This is a genomic window from Glutamicibacter sp. AOP38-B1-38 (genome assembly GCF_052377485.1).
Taxonomy (GTDB): domain Bacteria; phylum Actinomycetota; class Actinomycetes; order Actinomycetales; family Micrococcaceae; genus Glutamicibacter.
The window spans coordinates 54,171-70,752 of the sequence record NZ_JBQSWU010000019.1; the positions used below are offsets into that span (position 1 = coordinate 54,171).

General features: G+C 65.6%; 18 protein-coding genes, 1 pseudogene and 1 riboswitch. Of the genes and pseudogenes, 5 read left to right on the top strand and 14 right to left on the bottom strand.

What is annotated here, in order from left to right:
* Window positions 1-17: 17 nt before the first annotated feature.
* Window positions 18-1,214 carry a serine hydrolase domain-containing protein gene (locus ACT3TP_RS12300; RefSeq protein WP_444620688.1) on the top strand — a complete coding sequence of 399 codons (1,197 nt, stop codon included), beginning with the start codon at window positions 18-20 and terminating at the stop codon, window positions 1,212-1,214.
* Window positions 1,215-1,360: 146 nt separating this feature from the next.
* On the opposite strand, the gene ACT3TP_RS12305 is transcribed toward ACT3TP_RS12300, so the two are convergent.
* The 5 genes from ACT3TP_RS12305 to ACT3TP_RS12325 all read right to left on the bottom strand — a co-directional run bounded on the left by ACT3TP_RS12305 (window position 1,361) and on the right by ACT3TP_RS12325 (window position 4,937).
* Window positions 1,361-2,176 (bottom strand): HAD family hydrolase, encoded by an 816-nt coding sequence (locus ACT3TP_RS12305; protein WP_096286696.1) that lies wholly within the window; start codon window positions 2,174-2,176, stop codon window positions 1,361-1,363.
* A 6-nt stretch (window positions 2,177-2,182) separates the two neighbouring features.
* A complete protein-coding gene (gene ppgK / locus ACT3TP_RS12310; RefSeq protein ID WP_444620689.1) occupies window positions 2,183-2,992 on the bottom strand; it encodes a polyphosphate--glucose phosphotransferase in 810 nt (269 codons plus the stop codon).
* Window positions 2,993-3,103: 111 nt separating this feature from the next.
* Window positions 3,104-4,255 carry an ROK family protein gene (locus ACT3TP_RS12315; RefSeq protein WP_444620690.1) on the bottom strand — a complete coding sequence of 384 codons (1,152 nt, stop codon included), beginning with the start codon at window positions 4,253-4,255 and terminating at the stop codon, window positions 3,104-3,106.
* Window positions 4,252-4,512 (bottom strand): hypothetical protein, encoded by a 261-nt coding sequence (locus tag ACT3TP_RS12320; RefSeq protein WP_141393542.1) that lies wholly within the window; start codon window positions 4,510-4,512, stop codon window positions 4,252-4,254. Before ACT3TP_RS12320 ends, ACT3TP_RS12315 begins: the two co-directional genes overlap by 4 nt.
* 41 nt (window positions 4,513-4,553) lie before the next feature.
* Window positions 4,554-4,937, bottom strand: a complete 384-nt coding sequence (locus ACT3TP_RS12325) for a hypothetical protein (RefSeq protein WP_176484190.1) — start codon at window positions 4,935-4,937, stop codon at window positions 4,554-4,556.
* A gap of 21 nt (window positions 4,938-4,958) precedes the next feature.
* Here ACT3TP_RS12325 and ACT3TP_RS12330 point away from each other — a divergent pair, with 21 nt between their 5' ends.
* Window positions 4,959-5,384, top strand: coding sequence for a LysR substrate-binding domain-containing protein (locus ACT3TP_RS12330; RefSeq protein WP_444620691.1), 426 nt, complete (start codon window positions 4,959-4,961; stop codon window positions 5,382-5,384).
* Between the two features lie 66 nt (window positions 5,385-5,450).
* Here the strand turns inward: ACT3TP_RS12330 and ACT3TP_RS12335 are convergent, their stop codons facing one another.
* A complete protein-coding gene (locus ACT3TP_RS12335; protein WP_096286686.1) occupies window positions 5,451-5,999 on the bottom strand; it encodes a CGNR zinc finger domain-containing protein in 549 nt (182 codons plus the stop codon).
* Window positions 6,000-6,024: 25 nt separating this feature from the next.
* Here ACT3TP_RS12335 and ACT3TP_RS12340 point away from each other — a divergent pair, with 25 nt between their 5' ends.
* A complete protein-coding gene (locus ACT3TP_RS12340; RefSeq protein ID WP_096286684.1) occupies window positions 6,025-6,273 on the top strand; it encodes a hypothetical protein in 249 nt (82 codons plus the stop codon).
* Between the two features lie 417 nt (window positions 6,274-6,690).
* Window positions 6,691-7,014, top strand: coding sequence for a CHY zinc finger protein (locus ACT3TP_RS12345; RefSeq protein ID WP_096286682.1), 324 nt, complete (start codon window positions 6,691-6,693; stop codon window positions 7,012-7,014).
* Here the strand turns inward: ACT3TP_RS12345 and ACT3TP_RS12350 are convergent.
* From ACT3TP_RS12350 to ACT3TP_RS12360, 3 genes are all read right to left on the bottom strand, one after another.
* Complete coding sequence (locus ACT3TP_RS12350) at window positions 7,011-8,411, bottom strand: mycothione reductase (protein WP_444616612.1); 1,401 nt, start codon at window positions 8,409-8,411, stop codon at window positions 7,011-7,013. The genes ACT3TP_RS12345 and ACT3TP_RS12350 overlap by 4 nt on opposite strands.
* 58 nt (window positions 8,412-8,469) lie before the next feature.
* Complete coding sequence (locus tag ACT3TP_RS12355) at window positions 8,470-8,961, bottom strand: universal stress protein (protein WP_096286678.1); 492 nt, start codon at window positions 8,959-8,961, stop codon at window positions 8,470-8,472.
* A gap of 184 nt (window positions 8,962-9,145) precedes the next feature.
* On the bottom strand, window positions 9,146-10,045 hold the full coding sequence (locus tag ACT3TP_RS12360) for an SGNH/GDSL hydrolase family protein (protein ID WP_444620692.1): 900 nt from the start codon (window positions 10,043-10,045) through the stop codon (window positions 9,146-9,148).
* 291 nt (window positions 10,046-10,336) lie between these two features.
* A riboswitch (SAM riboswitch) is annotated at window positions 10,337-10,452 on the top strand.
* 12 nt (window positions 10,453-10,464) lie between these two features.
* On the opposite strand from ACT3TP_RS12360, the gene ACT3TP_RS12365 reads away from it, so the two are divergent.
* The gene (locus ACT3TP_RS12365; RefSeq protein ID WP_444620693.1) at window positions 10,465-10,986 is read left to right on the top strand and encodes a hypothetical protein; all 522 of its coding nucleotides are present in this window, start codon (window positions 10,465-10,467) and stop codon (window positions 10,984-10,986) included.
* Between the two features lie 20 nt (window positions 10,987-11,006).
* On the opposite strand, the pseudogene ACT3TP_RS12370 reads toward ACT3TP_RS12365, so the two are convergent.
* The 5 genes and pseudogenes from ACT3TP_RS12370 to ACT3TP_RS12390 all read right to left on the bottom strand — a co-directional run.
* Window positions 11,007-11,334 (bottom strand): annotated as a pseudogene (locus ACT3TP_RS12370) (formyltransferase family protein); the annotation flags it as partial.
* 194 nt (window positions 11,335-11,528) lie between these two features.
* Window positions 11,529-12,149 (bottom strand): sarcosine oxidase subunit gamma family protein, encoded by a 621-nt coding sequence (gene soxG, locus ACT3TP_RS12375; protein WP_444620694.1) that lies wholly within the window; start codon window positions 12,147-12,149, stop codon window positions 11,529-11,531.
* The gene (locus ACT3TP_RS12380; RefSeq protein ID WP_444620695.1) at window positions 12,142-15,051 is read right to left on the bottom strand and encodes a sarcosine oxidase subunit alpha family protein; all 2,910 of its coding nucleotides are present in this window, start codon (window positions 15,049-15,051) and stop codon (window positions 12,142-12,144) included. Before ACT3TP_RS12380 ends, soxG begins: the two co-directional genes overlap by 8 nt.
* Window positions 15,048-15,347 (bottom strand): sarcosine oxidase subunit delta, encoded by a 300-nt coding sequence (locus ACT3TP_RS12385; protein ID WP_096286672.1) that lies wholly within the window; start codon window positions 15,345-15,347, stop codon window positions 15,048-15,050. Before ACT3TP_RS12385 ends, ACT3TP_RS12380 begins: the two co-directional genes overlap by 4 nt.
* A gap of 16 nt (window positions 15,348-15,363) precedes the next feature.
* Window positions 15,364-16,581: a sarcosine oxidase subunit beta family protein gene (locus ACT3TP_RS12390; RefSeq protein WP_444620696.1), complete on the bottom strand. Its 1,218-nt coding sequence runs from the start codon at window positions 16,579-16,581 to the stop codon at window positions 15,364-15,366.
* Between the last annotated feature and the right edge of the window lies 1 nt (window position 16,582).

Sequence of the window (16,582 nt, forward strand, 5' to 3'; positions counted from 1 at the left end):
AGAAGACGGACCAGCAGATGACCAGCGGCCTAGCGACAACCGAGTTAACGATCGCCAACTGGCAGTATCCGGAAAACATCCAGATATCCTTCCAGAACATCGCCGAGTTCCTGCCTACCACCAAGGTCTCCCGCGGCGATGACGCGATCGCGAAACTGCCGTTCACCGAAATGGAGATCGGCGAGCTTGAGGTAGCCAAGGTCTCCGCGTCCGAACCGTCGATGACCGTGCGCGGTGTCATCAACTCGACGAACACCGATGGCCTGCTGGTGATGCGCAATGGCCGGGTACTGGTGGAGAAGTACTACAACACCATGACCTCGCTGACCGACCACCTGCTGATGTCGATGAGCAAGACCGTCGTGGGCACCGTGGCGGGCGCGCTGGTAGGCGCTGGAAAGCTGGACGTGGACGCGCTGGTCACCGACTATGTGCCGTCTTTGGAACGCTCGGGCTATGCCGGGGCGAGAGTCCGCCACCTGCTGGACATGCGTTCGGGCATCCAGTTCTCCGAGGAGTACCTGGACCCGAAGGCCGAGGTGCGCCTGCTGGAGGAGGCCATCGGCTGGACCGAACCCAGCGGCGCGATCGGCCCGATCGGGATGTACGACTACCTGCTGACGCTGAAGTCCAAAACCGAACACGGCGGTCCGTTCGAGTACCGTTCCTGCGAGACCGACGTGCTCGGCTGGGTATTGGAGGCGGCTGGCGGCGCGCGCATGGCGCAGCTGCTCTCCGAATACGTATGGGCCAAGATCGGCGCACAGCAGGACCTGGTGATGGGCACCGACCAGTTCGGCACCGGCATGTACGACGGCGGCTTCAATGCGACCCTGCGCGACTTGGCGCGCCTCGGCCACCTGTACGTCAATGACGGGGTGGCGCTGACCGGGCAGAAGGTTTTCGATCCAGATTGGATTCGCGATACCTTCACCGCCACCGAAGACCAGCTCAAAGCCTTCGCGGATTCACCGGGCGATAATATGATGCCCGGCGGGCATTACCGCAATCAGATCTGGTTCCCCTACCCCAAGTCGAATGTTGCCTTGGCGCTGGGCATCCACGGGCAGATGATCTACATGAATCCCGCAACGAAGATGGTCTGCGTGAAGCTCTCCAGCTGGCCGCTGCCGCAGGATGCCTCCAAGCTCTTCCCCACTATCCGCGCCTTCGACGCGATCGCCAACCATCTGGCCGAACAGGACGTCCGCTAGGCTTTCGGCCTCGCGGCCATCGGCTGACCGCGCCCCAGCTTCGTCACCGCCTGCCGAGACTGGGGGCGTTCTTCGCTTCCCGGCCAAATTCCTGCCCCGCGCGGTGCGGCCAGTTTGAAACTCGGCACCCGCAAAGGCAGACGGGGTCAGAGCTCGCTGCGGCCCTGGAGGTAGGCACGCAAAACCTGCAGCACCCCGTGCTCGGTATTCGCCGGGGCGGTGAAGTTCGCCGCGGCGGCCACCACCGGGTGGGCGTTGGCCATGGCGAAGGAATAGGTGGCGGCCTTGATCATTTCCAGATCGTTCGGGTAGTCACCGAAGACCGCCGTTTCACCGGCGCTGACGCCGAGTTTCTCCTGCAGCGCGTTGAGCGCAAGGCCCTTGTGCACCCCGTGGTTCATGGCGTCGACCCAATGGCTTCCGGAGATCACCACCTGCAGCTCAACGTCCAGGGCCGCGGCCATCTCCTGGACCGCGCCGGTGCCCACGTTCACCGCCATCTTGATGATCTCGTCCTGCACCTGGGCCAGGTCCTCGACGACCTCCACCGCGCGGTAGTACGGGGCGATCGCGGCAGCGAAGGCCGCGTCGCTGCGTTCCACATAGGCGGTGCGGCGGCCGCAGAGCACCAGCCCGGCATTCAGCTGCCCTTGGCCGCGGACCGCGGCGATCACCGCGGCGACCGACTCTCCGGCGATGATGTTCGAATAGATCTCGTTCTCGCCGTGCATCACCACGGTGCCGTTTTCGGCGATGATGGCGATTTCGCCCAATTGCGCGAACTGTTCGCGCAACGTGGCGAACTGCCGCCCGGAGGCCGGGACAAAGCTGATGCCCCGATCCTGCAGTTCGTCGATCACGGCCCAGGCCGCGTCGGGGATTTGGCCCTCACCGTCCAAGAAGGTGCCGTCCATGTCAACGGCGACGAGCTTGATTTGGGCGTTCGGGTCAATGGTATGCATAGGTTCCTAAGTGCCCGAGTGCAGGGCGCGATGCGCGGCGCCCAGCACCCCGGCGGCGTTGTTGTATTCTGCCGGCACGAGTTTGGCCCGCAGCTTCAGTTGCGGCAAGAACTGCTCATGGTCTTCGGAGATCGCGCCGCCGATGACGATCAGATCCGGGCTGCAGAGGAATTCGACGTGGGACAGGTAGCGCTGCAGGCGCGCGATGTACTGCTCCCAACTGAGGTTCTCTTCGCGCATCACCCGGGCGGCGGCCTTGCTCTCCGCGTTGAAGCCGTCGATCTCCAGATGCCCGAATTCCACATTCGGGAAGAGCACCCCGTCGCGGAAGAACGCCGATCCGATGCCGGTACCCAGGGTCAGCAACAAGGTGCTGCCCTTGATCGGCCGGCCGGCCTGCGAGCCGGCGCCAGCGTATACCTCGGCCATGCCCGCCGCGTCGGCGTCATTGAGCACCGAAACTTCGCGGCCCAGCAGCTGGCCCAGCATCGCGGTGGCATCCAATCCGATCCAGGCCTCATCGATATTCGCGGCCGTATGCACCACCCCGTCGATCACCACGCCGGGCACGGTGACGCCGGCGGGGATGCCGTCCAGCTCTTCGCCGGTGAGCCGCTGCAGCTCGCCGATAATCTCCGTCATCACCTGGGCCACGGCGTCCGGGTGAGCCCCCTCAGGGGTGGTGGCCTGGCCGAAGGTGCTCTCCACGAGCTTGCCGGCGGAGTCGACCAAGGCGTATTTGATCGATGATCCGCCCAGGTCAAGGCCGATGGCAGCGTACTGCGACTCAGCTGCCGATGCGTCAGATGTTGCCATCAGGATACTCCCCTGCAAGTGGTTCATGCCGTGGGGTACCCACGGAAAGCAAACCAGAAACTATATTAAGGACTCTTTACAATAGCTGGCGGCGGCGTTCGCAGTCAACGCCTAGACGGCTTCTGCCCGGTAGCTGGACCAAAGCCGAACCAGATGCTTCGACCTCGCCCCATGCAGCGCCCCGCGCAGTGCCGCATCCTCGCCCAGCGTGCTGACCTCAAACTCGGTTCTTCCCAGCCCCATCCTACGGGCCAGCGCACTTTGCAGACCAATGGTGAAGGACTCGAAGGGAGCCAGCGGACCGCAGAGCACCAAGCGGTGCGGATCGAAAAACGCCAGCAGGTTGCCCAGCACGTCGGCCAGCAACTCGGTGAGCCCGGCGACCAGGTGATCGTCCGGTTCCTTCCCGCTCAGCGCCCGCAGCAGGCGGGCGCAATCCACCCGGGAGCTGCCGGCCTCGGTCAGCCCGGCGGCGCGCAATCGCTCCAGGAAGGTGTGTTCCGCGAAGCGTTGCGCGCTCAGCTCGCCGGCGGTGCCGCTGGCGCCGCGGTGCACCTTGGAGTCGATGACCAACGCCGTGCCGATACCGGGCCCCACATAGAGCAGCACGAAGGACCCGGCAGCACGGCCCGCATCGAGTGCGATCTGTGCCTGCGCCATCCAGTTCACGTCATTGTCCAAGCTGGTCGGAGCCCCGGTCTGCTCGCGCACCAGCGGCGCCACAGAGGCCGAGGAACCGGCATAAACCGGGGTGGGCAGCGCCGTGCTCTGCTCTCCGGCGCGCTGCACCGGCGAACTTTGCGATACCCCCGCGGCCAGGGTCTGCCCCGCGCTGGCGGCAATTAATTCCTGGACCATGTCCGCCGCTAGTTGCTGCACCGCCGCGGCGCTGGCCTCGGTGGGCACCGTGAGGTGCGCGTCGGCCAGGGTGCGGCCGGACAGATCGGTGGTACGGCCCAGCAGCGTGCCTGCTTCCAGACTCAGGCCGAGCAGATGGCCGAAGTCCTGGTTGATTCCGTAGCTTTCCGGGGCACGTCCGCGCCGGACCGCGGCCTTCGGATCGTAGTCGGCAGCTACGGAGCTGACCAGGCCGTTTTCCTGGAGGCGCAAGATCCCCTGGGAGGCGGTGGGTTTGGAAAGGCCCAGAGAATCGGCGATATCGGTGCGCGTGGCGGGCTGGCGCAGGCACAGGTAATCGAAGATCTGCCGGTCGGTCAGCGTGGCCAAGGCCCGCGGACCGGAGGTCGGTGCGGGGATGCTCACCGGGAGTCCACCAGCCGCTCCGCGAGGCGTTCGAAGCGCCGGGTGCTCAAGCCGTGGGCGGACCGGTAGTCGCCGAGCGAACCGTGCTGCGCGATGCCCAGGTCCGGGGCCCGCTCCAGCCCGGCGACGCTGGTGCCAAGCATCAGATGGCGAAGCTCTTCGGACAGCATCGTGCGCATGGAGTCGAGCCAGGCGGCGGGAATCCCGCCGGCCTCACGCAGGTTCGGCAAGGCGGGCGGCTCATTCTTCACGGACATAATCGCTAAACTATCACGGCTGGCGCCGTTGTCTGGCGTGGTCAGTCGAAGGTGATCAACTGGCGGATGCTGCTCCCATCGGCGAGCTCGTCGAAGGCCAGATTGATTTCGCTCAGCGGGCGCTGGCCGGTAAGCAATTCCTCGACCGGCAGCAGCCCGTCGCGCCAGAGCTGTTCGTAGTAGGGGATGTCGCGGGCGGGGACGGCCGAGCCGAGGTAGGAGCCGATGAGGGTGAGCGCCTCGGTGGCACCTAGCTCCAGTGCGCGCCGGAGCTTCTCGCGGTTCATATCCACCGCGATCAGCCGGGCCGGGCGCTTCCAGCCTGCGGTATGGGCGATGGCTACCAGCAGCGCCGCCATGCCCACCCCGCCCAGGCCCAGCACCATCAGGGATTGGCCCTGCACCGGCCGGCCCGCGTTGCTCACCGCGCGGTTTCCCCGAAGCTGATGGACTATGAGCTGCGGCTCTACGCCACCGCCGAGTACCTGGAGCGGCGCGGCACCCCCACCACGCTGGAGGGCCTGCGCGAGCACTATCTGAACTACTACATCGACACCGCGCTGACCGCGGACAAGCTCGACGACGCAACCAGCCTATTTCCGCCGATGCGCCGCTCGGTGTCCTCCACCAGTATCGCGGTGCAATTCGCCGCGACAATGAACCACGCCGGACTAGGCCTGCTGCCGGTCTTCCTCTCCGAGCAGTACCCGACCCTGGCGCCGGTGCTGCACGATCAGTTCGCCTACACCTCGGAGTACTGGCTGGTGGGCCGCGAGGAGGCGCTGCGCAACAAGGCGGTGCATGCGACGGTGCGTGCGCTGAACGATGCCGCCGCAAATGGCAACTGGTTCATCCCGCCCTTCGACTGCTGAACTGGCGCACTACCCAGGCAAAGGGCAGCCCCGAACCCGTTGCCCCTCGATTGCAGCCAGTCCGCACTAGTCGCTGCCCGCCGCCGCTCGGGCACGATGCCTGCGCACAGCCGCCCGATTCGCGCAGCGCACCGAGCAATACTGCTGCCGTCCGTTGCGCGTCACATCGGCCACCACCGCCGTGCAGGGATCCCCCGGCGTCGCTCCCGCGGCACAGCGGTGCAGCCGGTGCATCCCACGGGTGGTGAGATGCAAGGCGGTTCCCACGCTGAAGACAGCCGAGAGCACGTGGGGCAAGGCGCGCGCGTCGTCATCCCGGTAGTGCAGATGCCACCCTTCATCATCGTGGTCGGTAAGCCGCGGATACGCAGAGGCGGTGGCCATGTGCTCATTGAGGATGCGTGCACGCTCTTGCGGGTCCGGTGCATCCACCACGGTCAGCCAGTCGTCGATGACACGGCGAACCGCAATGTAGTCCCCCGTTTCCTCGGGAAAGGGAACTGTCATTCCGAATTCCCGTGCGCGAGAGACGATTCCGGCACGGTCTTCCGGCCAGGACGAGGCGAGCGAGGCAGCTAGCAGAACCGCATATTCTCCGTAAGGGTTGAGATGCATAAGACCATTACATCATGGTAGTAGTATGCACATTAAACAGAACATCAAAACTCAGCAAAACACGTCGCTCGTCGGCACCCACGAGCACAGCTGGATCAGCGAGTCCAAGCACCCTACTTCGATCGGCTATGTCATCTACGTGCGTTGCAATGCCTGCGGAGTGCGGCGAGTGGACATCCAGAACCAAACGAACCTCGTACCAACACCGGTGAGCGCCGAGCTGCACCCCCTGCCAGGTCGGGCATCGAGCAATGTGAGTCAGAGGAGCAACTGACGGTTTCCCATCTGGACCGAACAACAGTCCCAGCACCCGCAGACCGGGCTGCCGTTCCGCTGCGACCGGACCGCCATCCACGAATCTGGTGCAAGACGATGAGTGAATAAATTTTCCATTCACCCCCACACGGCTAGCCCGCTCCACCAGCATGCCTGCCTAGCACCGCACCAACCAGGGCACTGACTAAAAATATTATTCATTCAGCCACCGAACCCCACCTGTGATGATCAATCACGAGTATGTCCTGGATCACCCTTGGAAGGTAGGTGTTGGCGCCCCATTGCGGGTTCCGCTTTCGCACATCGAGCGTGCATCAATGCACAATGGTTTCGGGTTCTGCCCGGCAACGCGCGTCCTCGCGGTAGCGTAGGAGCACCGCAGGCTCTCGGGCGCTGCACGAACCAAGGAGCACAAATGAGCGATACACCCACGGTCCGCGGGGTCGAGGTCGACCCGCAGACGCGCTGCGCCCACTATCATCAGGACGTCGATATCATCGCTATCAAGCACTTCTGCTGCGGACAGTACTATCCGTGCCACCTGTGCCACGCGGAAGTCGCCGGCCACCAGGTACGACTCTGGCCCGCGGAGCGCTTCGGCGAACCGGCGGTGCTCTGCGGAGTCTGCAAAGCGCAGCTGAGCGTCACGGACTATCTGGGCGCGAGCCATTGCCCTGCCTGCGATGCGCTCTTCAACCCCGGGTGCAAGCTGCACCTGGCACTGTATTTCGAGGTTTAGAGCAGCCCAGAGTCCGGGACATCCAAACCGAGCAGGGCGTTTTCCACGACCTCCATCAGCGCCGGGTGGATCCAGTACTGGCCGGTGGCCGCGGTGTGCGCATCGATGCCCAGGTTCATCGCCATAATCACCGGCTGGATGAGGTTCGAGGCCTCCGGCCCCATGGCGTGCGCGCCGACCAGCTGGCCGGTGCGCTTGTCGGCCAGCACCTTGAAAAGACCGGAGCGGTCCTCCATCGCCCAGCCATAGGCGGTGTCCCCGAACTTCTGCGTCTTCACGGTGAGGTGCTCCGCTCCGAGCTGCGCGCGCGCTTCTTCCTCGGTGAGCCCGATGGTGGCAAGTTCCGGGTGGGTGAACACCGCTGCCGGGACCGCACGATCGGAGTTCTTGCGCAGCTGCCCGGGGTGTTCCAAGTTGTGGGCGACGAGCCGCGCCTCGTAGTTCGCCACATGCTTCAGCTGCGTTTGTGAGCTGATGTCCCCCAACGCGTAGGTGCCGGTCACCGGCTGCCCGCCGCGCAGCACCCGCTGGTATTGATCCACCTGCAGCCGGCCGTCCTCGTGCAGATCCAGGCCGGCTTCCCGCGCGCCGATCAGATCCGTATTCGGGGTGCGGCCGATGGCCACCAGCACCGCGTCGGCTCGCAGCGTTTCGGACCCGAGCACCACGTCCAGCCCGGAATCGGCCGGGCGCAGCGCGCGGGCTTCGGTGTGATAGCGCACCTGCCAGTGGCCGGTCGCTTCTGCGTTGAAGGCCCCGCGGATTTCGGCATCCAGGTGGCGCATCAGCGCTCCGGAGCGGACCAGCTGGATGACCTCGGTGCCCAGCGCGGAGAAGATTGCGGCGAATTCGCAGGCGATGTAGCCGCCGCCGATGATCACCAGCCGTTCGGGAAGCTTCGCCAGCCGCATGATGGTGTCCGAGGTGTGCACCCCGTCCAGCTCGATGCCTTCCAGCTCGGGCATGGTGGGGCGGGAACCAGCGGCGATGACCAGCTGCTCGGCGGTGATTTCGGTGCCGTCTTCGGCCCGCAGGGTTTTGCCTTCGCGCAGCGTGACGAACTGGGAGATGAGCTCGACGTTCTCCAACCGCTTGCGGTAGTCTTCGCCGCCTGCGGAGATCGGGTCGATGCGCCCGAATATCCGGTCGCGGATGGCCAGCCAGTCGACCTTCTCCACGGCCATCTGCACCCCGAGCCGGGCCGCTTCCTCGGTCCCGCGGGCCAGATGGGCGGGGCGGACGAACATCTTCGTCGGGATGCAACCGACATTCAAGCAGGTGCCGCCGAAAGTTGAGCCTTCGGCGATAGCTACCTGCTTGTCATCCCAGTAGTCGGTAATCAGCGAATTGCCGGAACCGGAGCCAATGATTGCAAGATCTACGTTACGCCGAGTCATGGCTTCATCGTAGGCCAGCGGCCCAGCCAGAGAAACATTTTCGCCGCCGAGCGAAGTTTCATGACTTGGCGGGCTGCGCCTCAAAGAAGCCGGGAACCTGCGGGACAACGAGCACCGGGCGGGACTGCCGATGGGCCAGCGCAACGGCGATCGAACCATCCATCAGCTCTTCCATCCTGCTGCGCAGTCCCGGACGCCGGGTGCCGATGGCGATCAATTGCGCGTCAAGCTCTGCGGCGACCCGCATCAGAGCTTTGGCAGGATCTCCGGCGACCGTGCGCGCCGCCCAGCTGATCTTCGTCCCGGCGAAGGCCTTCGAAAGCTGTTCGGCGAGCGCCGGGGAGAAATCTTGCTGAAACTGTTCGTCCCCGTCGAAGGTGGTGTCTTCGACTATTTCTCCGGTGGGCAGGCGTTCGGTGACGAATCGGCCCGAGTCCGCGTAGAGGCACATGACCTTCGCGCCCGTGGCCTCGGCCAGCTCGATGACGGCTTCAAGGACCGCCGGTGCCTGCCCCAGTTCAACGCCAACCAACAAAATACGCTCAGTCATCAGGACTCCCACGGATCGTGCCGAGTGCGGATTTTCATCCGCCGCAACGGGTTTGCGTCGCTAATCCCAGTATGCCAGCGCGCCGCTGTCTTGTCCGCAAGTTTCACGGTCCGCAGCGAGCAAGACGTACGGCCAAGACGGTTTTCCGCCGGGTTCGCCGTCAGAGTTAGCCGGCCGGGTGCTTCTAGTGCGAATACCTATTCTGGCCTTCCTGGCTGTGCGCCAATTTTTTCAGGTTGATATGGCGTTTGACTGCCGGGTAGTAGCCCTCCTGGTATCCGGTGCTCGTCGGATGCAGGTTAAATGGATCGGCGGGGTTCGCCAGATTAAAGCTGATCCAGGAATCCGCGGCACCCAGTCCGTGGTTCTTAAATGCGCCGGTGACCGAAACGAACGACGCGTTCGAACCCTTGGTGGCCATCTTGATATTCCGGTTCAGCGCATCCCCCAGCTTGTTCAGCGCCCGGGCGTTCTTGGCCGTGATCAGCGGCTGGTCGCCATTGGAGGTGGTGAATAACTGCGGATAACCCACAACCAGGATTTTTGCGCGAGTTGCCGCATCGATGTGCTGCAGCGTGGCTCCGACCTCGGAGCGCAGAGCAGGCATGGAGGCGTAGCCGAGTTTGAGCATCTGCTGGCAGCTCGCGGCGGTGCCCTGGGCGCTGCAGGCTGAGACTGTTTGCCCCCACTGGAGATTATTTCCGCCCAGACTGAGCGTGACCAGATCCGCTTGCGCCAGTTGCGGGGCTACCGCGGCAGCGGTGGCCGTTATCTGCGCGGTGTCCAGCCCTGCGCAGGCGGCATCTGCGATCAGTTGCACGCCGCGTAGCGCGTCGATCATGGTGACGTGAGTTGACCCGGTGGTTTGCAGGCAATCCGGAAAAGGCCCGGGTTTAATGGTTCCCGAGCCGAAGCCCGCCGAGTAGGAGTCGCCGAGGTTGACGTAGTTGATGGTCCCCGTATCGCCGGATCGCGAGATTGGCACCAGCGCCGCGGCCGGTGCCATGCCGGCCAGCATCAGCGCCGCGCCCGCCAAGGCCGCGGTGATGAGAGCCAAAAATCTGGATTTCTTCTTGCCGTTCATTGGAACGTCCCCTGTTTCCACCCTGTGCGCTGTGCGTGGAACACAGCGCGAAATGCCCGTTCGGACGGGTCACCATGAAGGTCCGTGCCCTCAAGGGCAGGAATCCGCGGCCTTCATCCCCAAGATAAGAAGCCGCCACCGGGCCGAGCTCAAGACCGGATTGCGCGCACTGCATCTGCCATATCCTACGCCGAAGGCCCTCGCTGGTGAAGGCCTTCGGCGAGGGACATAGAACGCGCAAGATCCGCCCGGAGCTAAAGTGTCGGTTCGCTGTCCTAGGATGATTGGCAGGTTCACGAGTCGCAGCGTCAAGTACCTGGCTAGCTGCGCGGCAACCCTCCTCAGCGAGCGGGGTGCCCCAGGGGAAGAACCGGTCGGCGGTCAGTATCCGCGGACAAGTCGATGAAAGGGAAGTAAACATGTCTTACACCGAGCAGCTTGACGCCTATGGCCTGCCAATGACCGAGCCCGCGGCCAAGGGCTCGCGGCTTGCCTGGGAACGACGGTGGACCGGGGTGCTCTTGGATCACCCCTACAACCCGCCCGGGCTCTACGCCGGGAATTTCGCGCAGTTCATGGGCCACAATTTGGCCAGCCGCGGGTTGCTTCATGGCACCGGGACGCTGCGCGTGGATCATTGGCGCGACTACGCCGCACGGTGGGAAAAGGCCGGGGTGAGCCCAGAATTGTTCGCATTGATTCTTGCCTTGCTCCCGTCGGCCATTGAGGATGCGCTGCGGCAGGCGGTGGATCTGGAGGTCGAATACCGGCTTCATGACAGGCTGCGCTGTCTGAATGCGGACGGAGGCCAGTGGGGTATGAAGGGTCAAAATCTGGTTCCCGAGCAGTGGGCGGATTTCCCCTACCTGTTCCAGAAGCTCGGCCCGAAGCGGGCGTTGAGCCGTTTTATCACCACGCACTGCGGCCCGGAGCCGCACTAGAAAACCGCGGCGGGGAACGATCATGCGTGCTCGGCTTCCGGTGCCGGGCACCCATGTTGGCCATTGGCTTCGCGCTGCACCACCGTGCGGTTGCCCCAGAGGAACACGCGGCACTCGGCGGTATAGGTACGATCCACATCCTGGACCTGCTGGGCGATGATCGGGCCCTCGTAAGGCTCCGCGTTTACGCAATGCGCGGCGGCACCGACGGTATTGACCCCGCGGGTCCCACGCCTGGTGGTACGGCTTGGCGCCTTTGCAAGCGGGCCGGGATGAGTGGTGAGTGCTGATCGTGCGCCCCGAGAGCTTACTGGAGGGTTCCGCAGAGAGGATCTGCATCAGCTTTGCCTCGGCGGCCGGTTTGCTGTGTACTGCTTCAGTTCGCCGATGGTGAGCGCAGGGCCAGCGCATGCCGGATTTGCTCGCCCCTTGCGGGAGCCCTTCGGTGATTGAGCATTAAAACCAGACCGTGGGGCACCGGCGGGCCGGCCCGAAAATGGACCGGCCCGCCAGGCGTCTTCTTGTTCCCGATCGTGCTGCGGCTAGATCACCGGGTCCGAGCCGAACTCGGCCATCGCGTCGATCATCCAGTGCACCACATGTTCGGTGAACGAGGCGCGCGGCATGACATACCAGCTATTCTCCGCGGTGCGCCAGAGCAGGATCGGCACGTTGGCAACCGTGGTGGTGATCGCCTGGTTGACCGCGAAGGCCCGCGGATGCAGATCGGCCGGGCAGCTCTTGCGCAGCACCAGGCTGGCCGCCGCGCCGCGCAGCTCCAGCACCGCGCGGTTCGCCGAGAGGTCGATGACCTGGCCCGGCGCCTGACCCAGGGCGGAGTCCAGCGGCTGCGTGAGCTCCTCCCCGGCGGCGTTGAAGGCCATGAATTCATCCGGCCCGAGCCAGAGCACCGCGGTGCCCTCGATGGACCCGGCGACCTCGCCGACGCCGGCCGGCAAGCCCACACCGGTGGCCGCCGCGAGCGCCTGGTGCCCGGCGCTGCCGGGAACCGCGCGCAGCGACACGGCGGTGGCCAGCGCAATCTCGCGCAATGCGACGGCGCGCGTCCCGGCGACGGAGGCCTGGGCCATCGCCTCGGCCAGGTGCGCGGCCGGGGAGCGGCGCAGATCGGTGGTTGGTTCGATTACGCTGTGCTTAGCCATCTCGGCGGCTGCCTTCCGGGTCGTAGAGGACGGTTTCGCAGACCTCGACGTCGACCAGCTGGTCGCCGACGGGGGCTTTGAGGACTTCACCGATGCGGTTGAAGCCGTTCTTGATCAGGGCCAGGCCGAAGGTCCGGCCCAGCGCGGGCGAGTTGTAGGAGCTGGTGACCCAGCCTTCCATCGGGACCGGGCCGTCGGCCGGGGTGACCGGGGTTCCGGCGCCGACCAGCGCGGTGCCTTCGGGCAGGCGCAGGGTCTTGTCCACCGGCAGCACGGAGACCAGCTGCTTGCGGTCCGCACGCTGGTTGTCATCGCGGTTGAAGGAGCGGTTTCCCACGAAGTCCTTCAGCTTGGAGACCACCCAGCCCATGGCCGCGTCCTGCGGGGTCACCGTGCCGTCGGTGTCCTGCCCGACGATGATGAAACCCTTCTCGGCGCGCAGCACGTGCATGGTCTCGGTGCCGTACGGGGTGATGTTGTATTCTTCGCCGGCCGCGTAGACGGCCTCCCAGGTGCCCAGCCCGTACCAGCTCGGCACCGCGATCTCGAAGGCGAGTTCCCCGGAGAAGGAGATCCGGCTGATCCGTGCCGGGGTGCCGTTTTCCAGCGTGGTATCCGCGAAGGCCATGAACTTGAACGCCTCGTTGGACACGTCCAGCTCCGGGGCGAGCTTGGAGATCACCGCGCGGGATTTCGGCCCGACCACCGCGACGGTGGCCAGCTGCTCGGTGACCGAGGTGCACACGACATCCAGTTCCGGCCACTCGGTCTGCAGCCACTCCTCCAGCCAGTCCAGCACCTCTGCGGCGCCGCCGGTGGTGGTGTGCATCAGGAAGCGGTCCTGCGCCAGGCGCAGGGTCACCCCGTCATCGAAGATCATCCCGTCCGCGTGGCACATGACCCCGTAGCGGCCCATGCCGACCTTCAGCTTGGTGTAGCCGTTGGTGTAGATGCGGTTGAGGAATTCGGCCGCATCCGCCCCGCGGATCTCGATCTTGCCCAGCGTGCTGGCATCCAGCATGCCCACCGAGTCGCGCACCGCGGCGCATTCGCGGTAGACCGCCGCGTCCATGTCCTCCCCCGCCTGCGGGTAGTACCAGGGGCGCTTCCACTGCCCGACGTCCTCGAACGCGGCGCCTTGGGCCAGATGCCAGGGGTGCATGGCGGTGACGCGGGCCGGGTCCAGCAATTGGCCGCGGTTCCGCCCGGCGAGGGCGACAAAGGAGACCGGGGTGTAGGGGGCACGGAAAGTGGTGGTGCCGATCTCGGCCGGGTTTTCGATGCCCAGCACCGCGGCGATCACGCCGATAGCTGCCACCCCGGAGGTCTTGCCCTGGTCGTTGGCGGTGGAGATCGAGGTGTAGCGCTTCACATGTTCCACCGAGCGCATGCCCGCTCCGGTGGAGCGCAGCACCTCGGCCACGGTCTGGTCGCGCTGCAGATCCACGAAGTGGTGCTTGTAGTGCACCGCATCCTCGCCCTGGCGCGAGGGGATCAGCCAGACCGGGCGGGTTTCGCCCAGAGCCACCTCGATGGCTTCGGGCACGCGGGCGATCGTCTCGAAACCGGCGGCGGTGGCCGCCGCGGCACCGGCGGCGGCTCCCCCGGCCAGCGCTCCGGCGGTGTCGAAGCGGCCGGTGAGCGAACCGGCGAGGTGCTGGTTGGCGACGGGTGCCGCGGGCAGGAATGCGTGCACGGTGGAATCCCAGGCCAGCTTGCCCTGGCGCTGGGAGTGCAGGTGCACCACCGGGTTGAAGCCGCCGGAGATGGCCAGGGTGTCAGCTTCAAGGCGCTGCGCGGCGCCGATATTGTTCTGCGCATCCAGGCTGGCGACCCAGACGGCGGACAGCTCGCCGTTGGCGCCGGCCTCGGTATCCACGACCACCGAACCGGTGATCACGTGCACCCCGGTGCCAACCGCCTCGGCGGCAGCCACCGAGACGTTTTCACGGGCGTCGATGACGGCGACGACCCCGCCGCTGGCGGCCAGCTCGGTGACCAGCGGGTAGACCGAGTCGTTGGTGGTGGCCACGAGGATCTGCGACCCCGCGCGCACCCCGTAGCGGTTCAGGTAGGAGCGGACGGCGCCGGCGAGCATGATGCCCGGGCGGTCGTTGTTCTCGAAGACCAGCGGACGCTCGTGGGCGCCGGTGGCGAGCACCACCTGACCGGCACGGATATGCCAGACGCGTTCGCGCGAGACCCCCGGAGCCGGGGCATCGTCCAGAGGCGCGGTGCGGCGCTGCACGGCGATCACGTAGTTCGAGTCGTAGCTGCCCAGCGCCGTGGTGTGCTGCAGGTGAGTGGTCTCCTCCGCGGCGTCAAGCTCGGCGGCGACCTGGGCGATCCACTGGCAGGAGTCGATCCCGTCGATCTGTTCGTCCGGGGCGTCGAGCAGCCTTCCGCCGGCTTCGGCGCGCTCATCGAGCAGCATCACCCGGGCCCCGCTGCGGGCGGCCTCGCGGGCGGCGGCCAGGCCTGCCGGGCCGGCGCCGACCACCAGCACGTCGGTGTGCACGTGCGCGTGGTCGTAGTAGGCCTCGTCCTTGCGCGGATCCATGGTGCCCAGGCCCGACAGGGTGCGGGCGGACAGCCCCTGGGCGGCGGGAACCACCGGGGCGGCGAGCATCGACTCGTCCACGTCATCGCTGTGCCGCGCGTGGATGTGGACCAGCGCGTTGGGCTCCTCCACCCCGGCGGCGAAGATGCCCCGCGGGCGCTTCAGGTACAGCGAGTCGCCCACCCGGCGGATGCCGGAGGCCAGCATCGCGCTGGCCAGGGTATCCCCGCGCAGCGCGGACAGCGGCTTCTCGTTCAGCTTCACGTCGAGCGGCTGCGCGTAGTCCACCCGGGCGTCGGCTGCCTGCGCAGCGTCCAGACGGTATGAATCGGTGGTGCTCATCGGGTGCCTCCCTCGGTGTTTTGCAGTGCCGGGCGGGCTTCGCCGGCACCGTAGATTGCCTTGAATTCGTAGGTAACGGTGTCGCGCAGGGCGTTGAACCATTTGCGGCACCCGGCGGCGTGCACCCAGCGTTCGGCGTTGATGCCTCGGGGGTTCTTGCGGTAGAACAGGTACTGGGCCCATTCCTTGTCGCTCAGCGCCTGCGGGTCCTCCGGGTAGGCGACGTGCGCCTGGCCGCCGAATTTGAATTCGGTTTCATTGCGTGGCCCGCAGTTCGGGCAGTCAATCAGCATCATGAGCTGGTTCCCTTTCTTAGTGGGCCACGGCTGCGGCGCCGTGTTCGTCGATGAGGTAGCCGGTTTCGAAGCGTTCCAGCGCGAACGGCTTGTTCAGCTTGTGCGGCTCGTCGTTGGCGATGGTGTGCGCGAAGGTCCAGCCGGCACCCGGGGTGCCCTTGAAGCCGCCGGTTCCCCAGCCGCAGTTGACGTAGAGGTTCTCGACCTGGGTCTTGGAGATGATCGGCGAGGCGTCCATGGTGGTGTCCACGATGCCGCCCCAGGTGCGCAGCACGTGGGCCCGGGCGAAGATCGGGAAGAGCTCCACGGAGGCGGCCATCTGCTCCTGGATCATGTGGAAGGCCCCGCGCTGGCCGTAGCCGTTGTAGGAGTCGATGCCCGCGCCCATCACCAGTTCGCCCTTGTGCGCCTGGGAGACGTAGACGTGGATGTGGTTGGACATGACCACCGTCGGGTGCACCGGTTCGAAGAGTTCGGAGACCAGTGCCTGCAGCGGGTGGGACTGGATCGGCAGGTCGACGCCGGCCATTTCGGCCAGCACCGAGGAGTGGCCGGCGCCCGCGAGGGCGACCTTGCCGGCCAGGATGGTGCCGCGGTTGGTCTTCACTCCGGTGACCTTGTTGCCGTCCTTGAGGATTCCGGTGACCTCGCAGTTCTGGATCAGGTCCACGCCCAGCTCGTTGCATTTGCGGGCGAAGGCCCAGGCAACGTGGTCGTGCTTGGCGATGCCGGCACGGGGCTGGTAGGTGGCGCCCATGATCGGGTAGCGGATGTCGTCGGAAATGTTGATGATCGGGCAGGCTTCCTTGACCTGTTCCGGGCTCAGCCATTCGGCGTCCACGCCGTTGAGCTTATTCGCCTCCACGCGGCGGACCGATTCGCGCACATCTCCCAGGGTGTGGGCCAGGTTCATGACCCCGCGCTGGGAGAAGAGGAAGTCGTATTCCAGTTCCTCGGGCAGCTGCTCCCAGAGCTTCAGGGAGTGCTCGTAGATGCCAGCCGATTCGTCCCACAGGTAGTTCGAACGGATGATGGTGGTGTTGCGGGCCATATTACCGCCGGCCAGCCAGCCCTTTTCAAGTACGGCGATATTTGTCATGCCGTGGTTCTTGGCCAGGTAGTAGGCGGTCGCCAATCCGTGCCCGCCGCCGCCGACGATCACCGCGTCGTAGGACTTTTTCGGGTCCGGGTTGTTCCAGAGAAATTCTGGGTGCTCGGGAAGCAGGTCAGCCATG